Below are 14,486 nucleotides of genomic sequence, written 5' to 3' on the forward strand. Positions count from 1 at the left end.
AGTGCCAGTCTTCAAAGACTTACTTGATCACGTAAGGCAGCAGGCCGAGGAAGCGCGCGCGCTTGATCGCCTGGGCGAGTTCGCGCTGCTTCTTGGCCGACACCGCAGTGATGCGGCTCGGCACGATCTTGCCGCGCTCGGAGACGTAACGCTGCAACAGCTTCACGTCCTTGTAGTCGATCTTCGGCGCGTTGGCGCCGGTGAACGGGCAGGTCTTGCGACGACGGAAGAAGGGGCGGCGTCCACCGCCGGAATTTTGCATCGACATGATTATTGCTCCGTCGCAGCAGGAGTTTCGCTGGCGTCGCGCGGGGCGCGATCGTCGCGGTCACGGCGCGGGCCACGGTCACGATCGCCGAAGCGTCCACCGCCTCCGCCACCACCGCCGAAGCCGCCACCAAAGCCACCGCCGAAGCCGCGGCCGTCGCGTTCACGATCATCGCGCTCGACCTTGCGCATCATCGCCGACGGGCCTTCCTCGTGTTCGTCGACGCGGATGGTGATGTAGCGCAGCACTTCTTCCGACAGGCGTTCCTGCCGCTCGATCTCTGCGATCGCCGCCGGCGGCGCTTCGAGATTCATCAGCGTGAAATGCGCCTTGCGGTTCTTGTTCATGCGATAGGACAGGGACTTCACGCCCCAATACTCGGTCTTCGCAACCTTGCCGCCGGCGCCTTCGACGATCGCCTTGAACTGGTTGGTGAGGTCGTCGACCTGCTGGCTGCTCGCGTCCTGACGCGCGAGAAATACGTGCTCGTATAACGGCATCATGCCTTCCTTCTGTTGGCGCTGTCCGGCGCAAAGCCCAAACGAGACTTCGAAAAGGTGCGGACCTTGAGGGGACGACCTTCGGAAAGCTCGATGCTCTGGTTGGCGGGGACACGGGACGACGGACCGACTGGTCCTGCCGCAGGCTCCCAGGGGGGCGCGCGGCCGTCCGTTCAGCCCCCGGCCGGGACGAGCGGAAGCGGGGGTTATAGGGGTTTTGGGCCGGATGGCAAGGCGGCTGTCCCCGCCCACGCTTGACTTGCCTGTCCTTGCATTGTCTTTCGGCCCGGATTTCGGGCGGGCGGGCCCGCGGAGGGAGCTTTTCGTGGCAGCGGCATTCGTATTTCCGGGGCAGGGCAGCCAGGCTGTCGGTATGGGAAAGGCGCTGGCGGACGGGTTTCCGGCGGCACGCGCCGTGTTCGACGAGGTCGATGCCGCGCTGAACGAAAAGCTGTCGGCGGTGATCTGGGAAGGGCCGGCCGAGCGGCTGACGCTGACCGAGAATGCGCAGCCGGCGCTGATGGCGGTGTCGCTCGCGGCCATGCGGGTGCTGGAGACCGAGGCCGGGCTCGATCTGGGCCGTGACGCCGCATTTGTCGCCGGTCATTCGCTTGGCGAATATTCCGCGCTTGCCGCTGCCGGCGCCTTCACCATCGGTGATGCGGCCCGGCTGCTGCGGATCCGCGGCAATGCCATGCAGAAGGCGGTTCCGGTCGGCGAGGGGGCGATGGCGGCCCTGCTGGGACTGTCTTTCGAGGAGGCGACGGCTGCGGCCGCCGAAGCGGCGCAAGGCCAGGTCTGCCAGACCGCCAACGACAATGGCGGCGGGCAGGTCGTGGTGTCGGGCAACAAGGCGGCGGTCGAGCGCGCGATCGAGATCGCCAAGGCCAAGGGCGCCAAGCGCGCGATGCTGCTGCCGGTCTCCGCTCCGTTCCATTGCGCGCTGATGCAGCCGGCCGCGGACGCCATGGCCGAGGCGCTGGCCAGCATCGAGGTGAAGAAGCCGGTGGTGCCGGTGGTGGCCAATGTGCTTGCCGCACCGATCGACGATCCGGCAGAGATCAAGCGCCGGCTGGTCGAGCAGGTGACCGGCACGGTGCGCTGGCGCGAATGCGTGGAGGCGATGGCCGCATCCGGAGTCACGCAGTTCTACGAAGTCGGCGCCGGCAAGGTGCTGACCGGATTGTTGAAGCGGATCGCTTCCGGGGCCACCGGTTCCGCCATCGGAACGCCGGACGATGTGGAAGCGTTCAAGGCCGCGCGTCGGAGCTGAACGATCAGTGAGCGCCGATTTTCGAATCGGGCATGCGACAACGAAAGACGAGAGGTTCACAATGTTCGACCTGACCGGGAAGACCGCTCTGGTGACTGGCGCGACCGGCGGAATCGGCGGCGCGGTTGCGCGCGCGCTGCACAAACAGGGCGCGACGGTCGCCATCTCAGGCACCCGCAGGGAGGTCCTCGATCAGATCGCGGGCGAGATGAAAGAGCGCGTGCAGGTGCTGCCGTGCGATCTTTCCGACAAGGACCAGGTCGAGGCGCTGGTGCCGCAGGCCGAAGAGGCGATGGGCAAGCTCGATATCCTGGTCGCCAATGCCGGCATCACCCGCGACAATCTTTTCGTGCAGTTGCGCGACGAAGACTGGGACACCGTCATCAACGTCAACCTGACCGCGACCTTCCGGCTGTCGCGCGCGGCGATCAAGACCATGATGCGCCGCCGGTTCGGGCGGATCGTCGGCATCACCTCGGTTGTGGGCGTCACCGGCAATCCGGGCCAGGGTAATTACACCGCCGCCAAGGCCGGCATGATCGGCATGATGAAATCGATCGGCAAGGAATATGCGAGGCGCGGCGTCACCGCCAATTGCGTCGCGCCCGGCTTTATCGCCACGCCGATGACCGACAAGCTGAACGAGAAGCAGCGCGAGTCGATCCTGCAAATGGTGCCGTCCGGCCGGCTCGGAACGCCGGACGATATCGCGGCTGCGGTGGTCTATCTGGCGTCGGACGAAGCGTCCTATGTCACCGGCCAGACCCTGCACGTGAATGGTGGAATGGCGATGATCTAAGTGGCGCTACGCACAGGATTTTCGCCGCGGCCGGGGCCTGCTGGCCTTGGCATTTGAAGTATGGTAGCCCGTTTGGGCCGGGGTTGGGGGCAGCTTCCGGGTGTGGGCTTGACGCAAAGTCTGCGACCCAATACACGCCGCCGTCATCTTGGTTTAGGGAATGGCCATGGGGGGCCTCGCGCTTGAGATGATCAAGCCGCTTGATCCGGTCAAGGGGTCGTGCCACGACACCTTCGATCGCGCCGCCGATTGAGCCCATCATTGGAAGCAAAGGTTCGAACAGATGAGTGACATCTCCGAGCGAGTGAAGAAGATCGTGGTGGAGCACCTCGGCGTCGAGCCGGACAAGGTCACCGAGCAGGCCAGCTTCATCGACGATCTCGGGGCCGACTCCCTCGACACGGTCGAACTCGTGATGGCGTTCGAAGAGGAATTCGGCTGCGAAATTCCCGACGACGCGGCCGAGACGATCCTCACCGTCGGCGACGCGGTGAAGTTCCTCGAAAAGAACGCCAAGAGCTGATCGCGGTCCGTCCGAATGTCCTGCGGCGCCGTCCGATGAGGACCGTGCGCCGAAGCGGCCGAAGTCTCACCAAGCCGGGACGGGGCAGAGCGGACGCGGCAGGAGCCGGATCATGAGGCGTGTCGTTGTCACAGGCATGGGAATGGTGACGCCGCTTGGTTGCGGCGTCGACGTCTCGTGGCAGCGTATCCTCGAAGGCCGCAGTGGGGCTCGCCAGATCGACACATTCGAAACGTCTGACCTTCCGTGCAGGATTGCCTGCATGGTCCCGCGAGGCGACGGCTCCGACGGCACCTTCAATCCCGATCAGTGGATGGAGCCGAAGGAGCAGCGCAAGGTCGACCCTTTCATCATGTACGCGCTGAGCGCTGCACGGCAGGCGCTCGACGATGCCGGCTGGAAGCCGTCGACGCCGGACGAGCAATTCGCGACTGGGGTGATGATCGGCTCAGGCATCGGCGGTGTCGGCGGCATCGCCGAGGGCGCGATCCTGGTCAAGGAGCGCGGGCCGCGCAAGCTGTCGCCATTCTTCATTCCCGGCCGCATCATCAATCTCGCCTCCGGCTATGTGTCGATCGAGTTCGGCCTTAAAGGCCCGAATTCTGCGGTGGTCACGGCATGCTCCACCGGCTCGCATGCGATCGGCGATGCGGGGCGCATGATCGCGCTGGGCGACGCCGATGTGATGGTCGCCGGCGGCGCGGAATCTCCGGTGGACCGGCTGTCGCTCGCGGGCTTTGCCGCCTGCCGCGCGCTGTCGACATCCTTCAACGACACGCCAACACGCGCCTCGCGTCCCTATGACCGTGACCGCGACGGCTTCGTGATGGGCGAGGGCGCCGGCGCGCTCGTGCTCGAGGAATACGAACATGCCAAACGGCGCGGCGCCAGGATCTATGCCGAGCTGATCGGCTATGGAATGTCCGGCGACGCCTTTCACATCACCGCGCCGTCTCCCGATGGCGAAGGCGCATTCCGCTGCATGAGCGCGGCGATCAAGCGCGCGGGCATTTCGCCGGGCGACATCGACTACATCAACGCGCATGGCACCTCGACCATGGCGGATGGGATCGAGCTTGCCGCGGTCGAGCGGGTCGTCGGCAATGCCGGCGCCAAGATTTCGATGTCGTCCACCAAGTCGTCGATCGGCCATCTGCTCGGAGCCGCCGGCGCTGTGGAAGCGATATTCTCGATCCTTGCGATCCGCGATCAGATCGCGCCGCCGACGATCAACCTGGACAATCCGGCGGTGGAAACGCCGATTGACCTGGTTCCGCATCAGCCCCGCAAGCGCGAGATCAAGGTTGCGCTGTCCAACTCGTTCGGCTTCGGCGGCACAAATGCATCGCTGGTGATGCGCGCGGTCGATTGAACCGCCTGGTTGCGGGCCTTCCCGGCATTGTCGGCCGAAAAGCGGGCAGAGGCTAACGTGCCCGCATGCCCCGCCGCGGACATGCGGCACCTCGCCGCCTTCATGACGCTATGGAGTTTTTTCACTATGGCGGGCCGCTTTGCCGTGCCACAGCAACGCCATACCGCGGGTATAACGAATCGCCGATAAGCTAGGGAAATGCATGCCCCGTGTCTGGACACCCGCCACCGCCGCCGAATAGTGATACGTTGCTGACTGGCTTTCGCGGAACAGGATCGGTCCTCGGTGCCAGCGTCTGCAATGTTTCAGACGGCCGCGCCGGTCCCGATAGACTTCGTCGGACGCACCTCACCACAATTCCGGACGTCGACTGCGATGGATGAGAACAGGCCAGCCCCGCGTTCAGCCCGCGCCGCCCTCGAGCCGGAGCGGCTTGCAACTCCGAAATCGCGTTCGCGCCGCGCGCGTCATCCGATCGTCATTGTCGGCAATGCGATCTTCACCTTCGTGCTGCTGCTCGCGGTCGTCCTCGGAGCTGCGGCCTATTGGGGCAACCTGCGGTTCCAGGAGCCGGGACCGCTGACCGAAGAAAAGCTGGTCAACATTCCGCGCGGGGCGGGAATTCGTGACATCGGAGAGATTCTGGCCCGCGAAGGCGTGATCCGCGATCCCTGGATCTTCATCGCCGGCGCCGCGGCAATGAAGGCGCGCGGCGCCGATCTCAAGTTCGGCGAATATCAGTTCGCGAAGGGCGCGAGCCCGCGCGACGTCGCCGAGACCCTTATCGAAGGCAAGGTGGTGCAACACCAGTTCACCGTCGCCGAGGGGCTGACCTCGGAGCAGATCGTTGCGCGTCTTCTGGAGAACGACAAGCTCATCGGCAATGTCCGCGAAGTACCGCGTGAAGGTTCGTTGCTGCCCGACGGGTATCGCTTCACGCGCGGGACTGCGCGCGACGACATCATCAAACGGATGCAGGCGGCCCAGGCGCGCGTGCTGAAGGAAGCTTGGGACCGCCGCGCGTCCGATTTGCCCGTCAACAGCCCCGAACAACTGCTGGTGCTTGCCTCGATCATCGAGAAGGAAACCGGAAAGTCGGAAGAACGCACCCGCGTCGCGGCGGTCTTCGTCAACCGGCTGAAGAGCAAGATGAAGCTGCAATCCGATCCGACCATTATTTACGGTCTGGTCGGCGGCAAGGGATCGCTTGGCCGGGGCATTCTCAAGAGCGAAATTACTCAGCCGACGCCCTACAACACCTATGTGATCGAGGGGCTCCCGCCCGGACCGATCGCCAACCCGGGACGCGCCTCGATTGAGGCTGCCGCCAACCCGGCGCGGACGCGGGAATTGTTCTTCGTCGCCGACGGCACCGGCGGGCACGCGTTTTCGGAGACCTACGACCAGCACCAGAAGCACGTCGCAAAATTGCGTGGTATCGAAAGGGATGCGCGCGAGGCCTCCGGGGCGGCTGCGAATCCTGCCGCGCAGAGCCCGGCGCCGACAAACGCGCCGGCCGCCCAACGTCCGGCGGCGGCTCCGCCTTCACCTCGGCCGGGTCCCACCGCGCAGCCGCAACGAAATCCCCAACAAGGGGCTGCGCAGCGCGGGCAGGCCGCGCCTGTCCCCAACACTCCGCGGACGCAATAGCGCGGCCGCGCCCGGCCTTGTAAGGTCTGGCGACCCGATTCCACCGCGCCCAAGAGTTCCGATGACGCTGTCGAGCATGACCGGATTCGCCCGCAGCCATGGCGCGAGCGGCAGCTATGCCTGGTCGTGGGAAATCAAGTCGGTCAATGCCAAGGGGCTCGAATTGAGGCTGCGTCTGCCGCCGGGTTTCGACGCGGTGGAGATTCCAGTCCGCACGCGGGGAGCGGAGACGCTCTCGCGCGGTAACGTCTACGCCACGCTCACTGTCAACCGGGAAGGCATAGCCCCGGTGGTGCGCATCAACGAACCGGTGCTGAACGCCATCATCAATGCGGTCGGTGCCCTGTCCGGAAAGGTCGATGCGGAAAAGCCGCGGCTCGACGGGCTGCTCGGGCTGCGCGGCGTGATCGACGTCGCCGATGCCGAAGAGTCCGAGGAAGAGAAGGCGGCGGCTGAAGACGCGATCGTCAAGGGCTTCGTGCAGGCGCTCAAGGGCCTTACCGAAATGCGCAGGCATGAGGGCGACGCGATCGGGCGCGTTCTGTCTGCGCGGCTCGACGAGATGGCGGCGCTCTCCGCACGCGCCGAGGCGGCACCTGGCCGCCAGCCCGAGGCGGTGAAGAAGAAGCTCGCCGATCAGATTGCCGTGCTGCTAGATGCGTCGAGCCGCTTCGATCCAGATCGTCTGCACCAGGAGGCAGTCCTGCTCGCCGGCAAGGCCGATATTCGCGAGGAACTCGACCGGCTTGCGGCCCATATCGCGCAGGCGCGAAAACTGATGGCCGGCGGCGGCGCGATCGGACGAAGGCTTGATTTCCTGTCGCAGGAGCTCAACCGCGAGACCAATACGTTGTGTGCGAAATCGAACGACGTGGAACTGACCAATATCGGGCTCGAACTGAAGAGCGTGGTCGAACAGTTCCGCGAACAGGTGCAGAATCTCGAATGAGCGAGAACATCGAGATTGCCCGCCGCGGCATCATGCTGATCGTGTCCTCGCCCTCCGGTGCGGGCAAGACAACGCTGACGCGTAACCTGCTCGCCGAAGAGAACAAGGAAAAGAAAGACAGCGTTACGCTGTCAGTTTCCGTGACGACGCGTACGCGCCGCCCCAGCGAAATCGATGGTGTCCACTACAAATTTGTAAGCCGTCGTCAATTCGAACTGATGCGTGACGGCAGCGAGTTGCTGGAATGGGCTGAAGTGCACGGCAACTTCTACGGCACCCCGCGGGAGCCGGTGGAGACGGCTCTGAACGAGGGCCGCGACGTTCTGTTCGACATCGACTGGCAGGGAACGCAGCAGCTTTATGCCTCGATGCGCTCCGACGTGGTGAGCGTGTTCGTGCTGCCTCCCACCGCCGAGGAACTGAAGCTCAGGCTGGAGCGGCGGGCCGAAGACAATCCCGATATCATTTCGCGGCGGCTGAAGAATGCCGCCGAGGAAATCCCGCATTGGGAGGAATACGATTACGTGCTCGTCAATCGCGATCTCGACAAGAGTTTCATGCGGCTGCGCGGCATCCTCACCGCCGAACGGCTGAAGCGCGTGCACCGAGACGATATCCAGGGCTTCGTCGATACGCTGCTGTCGGACCTGAAAGCCCTTACGCCGTAGGACTACGCCTGCGCGGAATAGGCCCGCGCCAGCCGCACGAAGCCCTCGACCGGAATATCCTCGGCGCGATCGGTCGGCGCAATGCCAGCCGCTTCCAGCACCGGCAGGGGATCGGGGACCAGCGATTTCAGACTTTGGCGCAGCATCTTGCGCCGCTGGCCGAACGCTGCCTCGGCAACCCGCCGCAATGCGATCCGGTCACAGGGGTCGGGCTCGCTGCGCGGGATCAGTTCGACCACCGACGACGTGACCTTCGGCGGCGGCACAAAGGCGGAGGGGGCAATGTCGAACAGGATTCTCGGCTGCGTTCGCCATTGTGCGAGCACCGACAGGCGCCCATAGGCCTTGGTGTTCGGTGCCGCGACGATCCGCTCGGCGACCTCGCGCTGGAACATCAGAACCAGGCGATCGTAGAAGGGCGGCCAATCCTCGATTTCGAGCCAGCCCGTCAGCAGCACGGTGGCGATATTGTAGGGAAGGTTGGCGACGATGCGGACCGGACCTTGACCGATATGAGGGCGTGGGTCGAAGGCAAGCGCGTCGGCTTCGACTGCTACCAGCCGGCCTGGGTAATGCGCGGCGATTTCCTGCAATGCGCCGATGGCCCGTGCGTCACGTTCGATCGCGATCACACGGGCGGCGTCGTGGTCCAGAAGGGCGCGTGTCAGCCCGCCCGGCCCGGGCCCGATCTCGATGACCGTCACGCCCGCGAGCGGCCCCGCCGCGCGCGCGATCCGGCCCGTTAAGTTGAGATCCAGAAGGAAATTCTGGCCGAGCGATTTCTTGGCGGTCAGGTCGTATTTGCGAATGACGTCGCGGAGCGGCGGCAGTCCGTCGATCGCGATCATCATGCGGCCGAGAGCGAAGCGGGCTGATGCGCCGCAAGCCGTGCCGCGAGTGTGAGCGCCCCCATCAGGCTTTCAGGATTGGCGCGTCCTGTCCCTGCAATGTCGAACGCGGTGCCGTGGTCGGGCGAGGTGCGCACGAAAGGCAGTCCCAGCGTCACGTTCACGGCCTCGTCGAAGGCGAGTGTCTTGATCGCTACAAGGGCCTGATCGTGGTACATGCACAACGCCGCGTCATAGCCGCGGCGCGCCGCCGCGTGGAAGAGCGTATCCGCAGGCAGCGGGCCGCGTGCATCGATTCCCAGTTCGACGAGCCGTTCGATCGCCGGGCGGATGGTCCGCTTTTCCTCGTCACCGATCAGTCCGTCTTCGCCGGCATGCGGATTGAGGCCGGCGATCGCGAGGCGCGGCGCCTTTATGGCGAAGCGATGGATCAGATCGTGCGCCACGATCCGGCCGGTCTCCACGATCAGGTCCGTCGTCAGCAGGTCGGGAACCGCGCGCAACGGCACATGGATCGTTACCGGAACCACGGCCAGGTCTTGGCACCAGAGCATCATCACCGGGGTCGCGACGACGCCCATCATCTCGTTGGCGAGCCGGGCCAGATACTCGGTGTGGCCGGGATCCGGGAAGCCCGCCCGGTAGAGCACCGCTTTTGCAATCGGATTGGTCACGATGGCCGAGGCGCGTCCGTCGATCACGTCCCGCACAGCCCGCCGTATCGAGGCGAGCGAAACCGTTGCGCTGGTATCGTCGGGCCGGCCGGGGAGCGCCGTGGCGCGTTGCTCGAGCGGCACCACCGGCAAGGCGGTGTCGAAACGAGCATGGGCCTGCTCCGGAGTGACGGTTTCCAGCGGAACCGTGATCCCGATCTGTTGGGCCCTCGCTGCGACATGATCGGGGTCGGCGATCAGGTAGAAGGCGGGGAGATTGTGCTCGCGCCGCATCGTCCAGGCGGCGAGCGCGATGTCGCAGCCGATGCCGGCCGGCTCGCCGATGGTCAGCGCAAGTGCGCGCATCTCAATCTTGCTTGTATTCGATCATGGCCTGCGACCGTAATTCTTTCAGATAGGCATCGGCGCGGCTCTGAAATCGCTGCTGAAAGATTTCGTCGCGCACCTTCCGTTTGGTCGGGGAGTCCGAATTGGTCTCCTTCTTCTGACACAAAGCGAAAACCTCGACGCCGCCTTCGGTAACCTCGGGCGGTGTCACCTTGCCGACCTCGACTTTGGCGAGAACCTCGCGCAGGGCCGGGCTCAGATCCGCGGAGTTGCGCCGCACCGGTGCCCTCACCACGACCTCGCGCAAGGCGCGCGCGAAAGAAAGTCCGGTATTGCAGGCCTGGAAGCGCTGCCGCAGCGCTTCAGCCTCTCGCCTGCGCGCTTCGACTACACCGGCGGGCGAGCCACGCGGGACCACAAAGGTGATGGGGTGCAAGGTGTATTCGACTCCGGCTTCCTTCTGGTCGCTCTTCATTTCCGCTTCGAAGATATCCTTCTCCGACGGGTTGAGCGACTTTCCGAACCTGCCACGCACCATCTGGCTCCATGTCATGTCGGCCTTCAGCCGCGCCTTGAGCGTGTTCGGATTGACACCGCGGCCTTCCAGCATCTTGCTGAATTGTTCGGTGGTGGTTCCGGCATTGCGCGCGATACCGGCGTAAGCGGTGTCCACCTCGGCTTGACTCATTTCAAAATTGAAGCGCTTGGCCGCCGAGACCTTGATCCGGTCGTCGATCAGTTCGTCGATGACCTCCTTGCGGGATTTGGGCTTGCCGCCGAGGCCAATCAGCTTGCTGCGTTGTTCGATATCGTAAGCTGTAATCGGCTGACCCGTGACATAGAGGACGATCTGCGCCTGTGCAGGTGCCGGGATCGCGATCGTGAGGGCCGTCGCCACCAGCGCGCCCAGGATCGCATGCACGGCCACTGGTCTTGCTTGTCTGTTTTGCATCATCGAATCGTCCAGGTTAATCGCGGCGCGCTCCGTCGCGCCCCAGCTGGTGTCCCGAATCCGAAGACCGCTCCAATCAGCGGTCCATTGTGAGCGGACGCCGGAGCCGGACCCTTACAGCCCGCCGACGCCCGGAACCCCGGTCGAGCCCGCGGTGGTTCCGAGGGTTCGCAGGCTCAGTTGCAGCATCAGCTTATGGTCCTTCGTCGGATTGCCGCTGTATGTGTAACTCGTGATGTAATTCAGGGCCAAGATAAGGCAATCGTCGATATAACCCAGTCCAAGGCGGGTCTGGTCGAAACTGGAAGCGTCAATGTCGTAGCGCGCGGCCGCCAGCACGGCCCAATTCTGGTTGAGCTTATAGGACACGCCGCCGAGGATTCCCTCGCGCCGCGTCAGGAAGCCGAGCTCTGGCTGCTTGTCGTAATTTCCGTACAGCGCCTGGAGCGACAGCCGGTCGAAGTTGGCGCGACCTTCCAGCTCGAAGCGACGCATTTCGAAATTCTGCTCGTCGAAGCGGTACCGCGTCGTGAAGGTGAAGATGCGGTCGGGCTGATAGGCGATGCGTGCCACATAATCCGAGCGGCGGGTGTCGAGGCCGCTGTTCAGGCCGGTATTGGTCGCGTCACCGACCGCGAAGGAATTGGTGCCGAACAGCTGGTAGGACTGGCCGAACAGGATGTTGACGTAGCCGCCCTGATTGAACTGGGTGGTGGTCTGCACACCGTAATTGACGCGACCGCCGCCTTCGACGCGATCCCAGCCCGAAAACTTGTCGACCCGGAACAGGTTGCCGTCGTCGAATACGAAGCTCTGTGCGTCCTCGTTGGGAAGCTTTCCGATTTTGCTTTCGTCCGGCCGCGCGATCACCTGCGCAATCGGCTCGACGATCGTCGTACCCCAGGATTGCACGTTGATGAGCGGATAGCGGTATTCCAAACCGGCAACCGGCATGCCGCGGAATTGACCGGTGTCGTTGGTCTGGATGAAGTTGGACACGCCCGGCTCATTCGAGAGATTGACCGAAGCCAGGTCGGCGCGCAGCGAGAAGAACGGCGTGAAGACCTGCCCGAACGGGTCGGTGATCGACCGCTTCCAGTTGGCTTCAGCCGAGAAGCGCGAGTAGCTGCCGGGCGCTCCACGCAACACGCAGTTATTGGTGTTCTTGATGGCGGGGTCCGCCGTGTTGAAGCCGCAATAGCCCAGCTCCGAAGCTTTCGTATTGATCGGATCGAAATCGGCGGTCTCGCGGGACACGCTGGTGAAGTTGAACCGGAAGCCGAGTTCGCCTCCGAGCACCGGTTGAGCGACCGTGTACTTGTAATCGATCACCGGATGGATGATCGGCAATTGCTTCTGATTGTCGAATTCGGAGAAGCCGTAATAGTAGATGGTGCGCGCGTCGAAATAGGAACGATTGCCGCGACCGACCAGGTAGAGTTGCGACACGCCTTCCATCTGGTTGTTCTGGAACGGACTGCGCGCATCCTTGGTAAACGTCTGGACCTGATAGTCCTGATAGAAAGTCTTGTCCGAGATCAGCAGCGCATCCCAGCCCCAGACCCAGCGCCGGTTGAGGCCGAACTGGCCATTCGATTCGATCGCGCCGCGCCAGTCGCGATACCCGGGCGTCGGCTCGCCATTGGTGTGGATGAACTCGTCCTTGTCGAACTGCCGGATGCCGGCAGCGCGGATCGCGTAGGCGCCGTTCATCAGCCGATGTCGGAATTCGGCCTGCATGAACGGACCCTGCTTGGTCGACACGCTTGGGATGAGCGTCAGGTCGTAGTTCGGCGCCAGCGCCCAGAAATAGGGAGCCTCCATCACGAAGCCGAGCTTGGTCGTGGTGGAGAATACCGGCATCAGCCAGCCGCTCTTGCGCTTCACCGTCGGGTCGGGGGTCGAGAAATAGGGGAAATAGGCGATCGGGGTTCCGAGCAACTCGAATGAGCCTTGCTCGAAATGGATCATCTTCTCCTGCTCGTCATGGATGATGCGAGCGCCCTTGACCTGCCAGAGCGGCGGCTTGCGCGGGTCGGTCTTGCAGGCTTCGCAGGCGGTGTAGACGCCGCTCTGCAGAACCGAATAACGCCCCTCGCTGCGGTCGACGCGGGCGGCGGCAAAACGCGTCTGATCGGGTGTCTCCACCCGCAGCGAATCGACGAAGCCATCGCGGTAGTCGTCGTTCAGTTCGAGAATTTCGCCATAGGTGATGTTACCGCCCGGTTCGGTGAGGCGCACATTGCCTTCGGCCCGCAGCCGCTTGGTCCTCTGATTATAGATGACCTTGTCGGCTTCGACGGTCGAGCCACCGTAGTAGATCTGCACGTTGCCGATCGCGTTCACACGCTCATTGACGTGGTCGTACTGGACCTCGGTGGCCTGCACCATCATCTGCTTGTCGCCCGCCGCTTTCGGAGCGGTGATCGGGGACGGCTTTTTTGCGGACTGCGGACGCGGCTCGAACCGGAAAAAGTCCGTTTGTGCCGACGCAGGCAGAACCGTCGCGGACCCGATCAGGGCCACGGCAATAGTTATCGACGCCGCGGCAAGCATGGCGCGGCCGAACGATCCGGGACGGGGCGGATTACGCAACGCCATCACCCGTCTTCCTGATAAAGCAGCACCAAAAACCCCGTCAGACCCCCAACCAGAACTGGCGCCCAAGCCGCCGTCACCGGCGACAATAGCTCAGTCTTGGTCATGTCCTCGGTGATTTTCGAGAGAACATAAAGGAAAAAACCTGACAGCACGCCGCCCAGCACCATTTTTTGTACGCCGCCCATACGGGCAAAGCGAAGACTGAATGCGGCGGCCAAAAGCACCATCGACGCGAGCAGGAAGGGCCGAGACAGCAACTTTTGGTATTGCAGCCGGTAACCTGCCGCAGCGAGGCCGGCATTCTCCGCGAGTCGGATATATTCCGGCAACTCCCAAACCGTCAAAGTTTCCGGTGTTGCGAAATTCTCACGCACCTGTTCGCGCGAAATATTGGTCTTGAGCGCGTAACTCTCGTGCACCGTCGGGGGTGCGTTGCTCGGATAGACGCGCGCCGCGCTCAGATCCCATGCGCCATCGCGCAGGACCGCGGAGCGTGCCTCGATCCGGTCCTGATAGCGGCCCTGGTCGTCGAAGGTAAAAATCGTGACGCCTTCAAGCCGCAAGCCCTGTTCCCGACTCTTCTGCGCATTGATGATGGACTGACCGTCCGAACTCTTCTGACGGACCCAGAAACCGGATTCCTGCAGCCCGAACTCGCGTTGACCGAAGATTTCGACCTCGTAGCGCTTCGATCGCTCCTGGAGGTTCGCGGCGACCGGGTTGTAGACCATGGTGGCAAACACCCCGAGCAGAAGTGCCACAACCACCGCGGGGGCGGTGAATTCCCAGGCCGAAACGCCCGCCGCCCGCGCCACCACGAGTTCGTTACGCCGCGACAGGCTGAGGTAGCAGGACATCGCGCCGATCAGGACGCAGAACGGCATGATGCGCTCGGCGATGATCGGCACCCGGAAGAACGACAGCTTGATGACCGCGAATGCGGTGGCGTTCTCATTGTTCGCGGTGCGGCGCATCAGTTCGACCGAATCGAGCAGGGCGACCAGAAAGATCACGCCGCCGAAGACGGCGAGTGCGGTGACCAGGAACCGCATCCCGAAATAGCGCCCGAGTGTCAGCGAAAC

Annotated in this window: 14 protein-coding genes; 7 read left to right on the top strand and 7 right to left on the bottom strand. The window is 63.8% G+C overall.

Annotated elements, in window-relative coordinates:
* Positions 1-19: 19 nt before the first annotated feature.
* Both rpsR and rpsF read right to left on the bottom strand, forming a co-directional pair.
* Positions 20-268, bottom strand: coding sequence for a 30S ribosomal protein S18 (rpsR, locus tag AC5I5I_RS15820; RefSeq protein WP_495974698.1), 249 nt, complete (start codon positions 266-268; stop codon positions 20-22).
* 2 nt (positions 269-270) lie between these two features.
* The gene (gene rpsF / locus AC5I5I_RS15825; protein WP_495974700.1) at positions 271-768 is read right to left on the bottom strand and encodes a 30S ribosomal protein S6; all 498 of its coding nucleotides are present in this window, start codon (positions 766-768) and stop codon (positions 271-273) included.
* 325 nt (positions 769-1,093) lie between these two features.
* Between rpsF and fabD the strand changes: the two genes are divergently transcribed.
* The 7 genes from fabD to gmk all read left to right on the top strand — a co-directional run bounded on the left by fabD (position 1,094) and on the right by gmk (position 8,002).
* Positions 1,094-2,041 (top strand): ACP S-malonyltransferase, encoded by a 948-nt coding sequence (gene fabD, locus AC5I5I_RS15830; RefSeq protein WP_495974702.1) that lies wholly within the window; start codon positions 1,094-1,096, stop codon positions 2,039-2,041.
* A gap of 61 nt (positions 2,042-2,102) precedes the next feature.
* Entirely contained in the window at positions 2,103-2,840 is a 738-nt protein-coding gene (gene fabG / locus AC5I5I_RS15835) for a 3-oxoacyl-[acyl-carrier-protein] reductase (RefSeq protein ID WP_495974704.1), read from the top strand.
* A gap of 283 nt (positions 2,841-3,123) precedes the next feature.
* Positions 3,124-3,363 carry an acyl carrier protein gene (locus AC5I5I_RS15840; RefSeq protein ID WP_086090566.1) on the top strand — a complete coding sequence of 80 codons (240 nt, stop codon included), beginning with the start codon at positions 3,124-3,126 and terminating at the stop codon, positions 3,361-3,363.
* Between the two features lie 112 nt (positions 3,364-3,475).
* Positions 3,476-4,735: a beta-ketoacyl-ACP synthase II gene (gene fabF / locus AC5I5I_RS15845; RefSeq protein ID WP_495974707.1), complete on the top strand. Its 1,260-nt coding sequence runs from the start codon at positions 3,476-3,478 to the stop codon at positions 4,733-4,735.
* Between the two features lie 375 nt (positions 4,736-5,110).
* A complete protein-coding gene (gene mltG, locus AC5I5I_RS15850) occupies positions 5,111-6,385 on the top strand; it encodes an endolytic transglycosylase MltG (RefSeq protein WP_495974709.1) in 1,275 nt (424 codons plus the stop codon).
* A 61-nt stretch (positions 6,386-6,446) separates the two neighbouring features.
* Entirely contained in the window at positions 6,447-7,334 is an 888-nt protein-coding gene (locus tag AC5I5I_RS15855; RefSeq protein ID WP_495974711.1) for a YicC/YloC family endoribonuclease, read from the top strand.
* Complete coding sequence (gmk, locus tag AC5I5I_RS15860; RefSeq protein WP_495974713.1) at positions 7,331-8,002, top strand: guanylate kinase; 672 nt, start codon at positions 7,331-7,333, stop codon at positions 8,000-8,002. Before AC5I5I_RS15855 ends, gmk begins: the two co-directional genes overlap by 4 nt.
* A gap of 2 nt (positions 8,003-8,004) precedes the next feature.
* Here the strand turns inward: gmk and rsmA are convergent, their stop codons facing one another.
* The 5 genes from rsmA to lptG all read right to left on the bottom strand — a co-directional run bounded on the left by rsmA (position 8,005) and on the right by lptG (position 14,456).
* A complete protein-coding gene (gene rsmA, locus AC5I5I_RS15865; RefSeq protein WP_495974715.1) occupies positions 8,005-8,850 on the bottom strand; it encodes a 16S rRNA (adenine(1518)-N(6)/adenine(1519)-N(6))-dimethyltransferase RsmA in 846 nt (281 codons plus the stop codon).
* Positions 8,850-9,869 (bottom strand): 4-hydroxythreonine-4-phosphate dehydrogenase PdxA, encoded by a 1,020-nt coding sequence (gene pdxA, locus AC5I5I_RS15870; protein ID WP_495974717.1) that lies wholly within the window; start codon positions 9,867-9,869, stop codon positions 8,850-8,852. The genes rsmA and pdxA overlap by 1 nt, the downstream gene beginning before the upstream one ends.
* Before the next feature lies 1 nt (position 9,870).
* Positions 9,871-10,773 carry a peptidylprolyl isomerase gene (locus tag AC5I5I_RS15875; RefSeq protein WP_495974719.1) on the bottom strand — a complete coding sequence of 301 codons (903 nt, stop codon included), beginning with the start codon at positions 10,771-10,773 and terminating at the stop codon, positions 9,871-9,873.
* A 144-nt stretch (positions 10,774-10,917) separates the two neighbouring features.
* Positions 10,918-13,404, bottom strand: coding sequence for an LPS-assembly protein LptD (locus tag AC5I5I_RS15880; protein WP_495974721.1), 2,487 nt, complete (start codon positions 13,402-13,404; stop codon positions 10,918-10,920).
* On the bottom strand, positions 13,404-14,456 hold the full coding sequence (gene lptG / locus AC5I5I_RS15885; protein ID WP_495974797.1) for an LPS export ABC transporter permease LptG: 1,053 nt from the start codon (positions 14,454-14,456) through the stop codon (positions 13,404-13,406). Before lptG ends, AC5I5I_RS15880 begins: the two co-directional genes overlap by 1 nt.
* Positions 14,457-14,486 lie beyond the last annotated feature (30 nt).

The sequence above is a fragment of the Pseudorhodoplanes sp. genome (assembly GCF_059499825.1).

Bases quoted from the DNA above. Each gene is read 5' to 3' on its own strand.
- pdxA (WP_495974717.1), bottom strand. From the start codon at position 9,869: ATGCGCGCACTTGCGCTGACCATCGGCGAGCCGGCCGGCATCGGCTGC.
- rsmA (WP_495974715.1), bottom strand. From the start codon at position 8,850: ATGATCGCGATCGACGGACTGCCGCCGCTCCGCGACGTCATTCGCAAA.
- rpsF (WP_495974700.1), bottom strand. From the start codon at position 768: ATGCCGTTATACGAGCACGTATTTCTCGCGCGTCAGGACGCGAGCAGC.
- lptG (WP_495974797.1), bottom strand. From the start codon at position 14,456: ATGCGGTTCCTGGTCACCGCACTCGCCGTCTTCGGCGGCGTGATCTTT.
- fabF (WP_495974707.1), top strand. From the start codon at position 3,476: ATGAGGCGTGTCGTTGTCACAGGCATGGGAATGGTGACGCCGCTTGGT.
- fabG (WP_495974704.1), top strand. From the start codon at position 2,103: ATGTTCGACCTGACCGGGAAGACCGCTCTGGTGACTGGCGCGACCGGC.
- rpsR (WP_495974698.1), bottom strand. From the start codon at position 268: ATGTCGATGCAAAATTCCGGCGGTGGACGCCGCCCCTTCTTCCGTCGT.
- mltG (WP_495974709.1), top strand. From the start codon at position 5,111: ATGGATGAGAACAGGCCAGCCCCGCGTTCAGCCCGCGCCGCCCTCGAG.
- gmk (WP_495974713.1), top strand. From the start codon at position 7,331: ATGAGCGAGAACATCGAGATTGCCCGCCGCGGCATCATGCTGATCGTG.
- AC5I5I_RS15840 (WP_086090566.1), top strand. From the start codon at position 3,124: ATGAGTGACATCTCCGAGCGAGTGAAGAAGATCGTGGTGGAGCACCTC.
- AC5I5I_RS15855 (WP_495974711.1), top strand. From the start codon at position 6,447: ATGACGCTGTCGAGCATGACCGGATTCGCCCGCAGCCATGGCGCGAGC.
- AC5I5I_RS15880 (WP_495974721.1), bottom strand. From the start codon at position 13,404: ATGGCGTTGCGTAATCCGCCCCGTCCCGGATCGTTCGGCCGCGCCATG.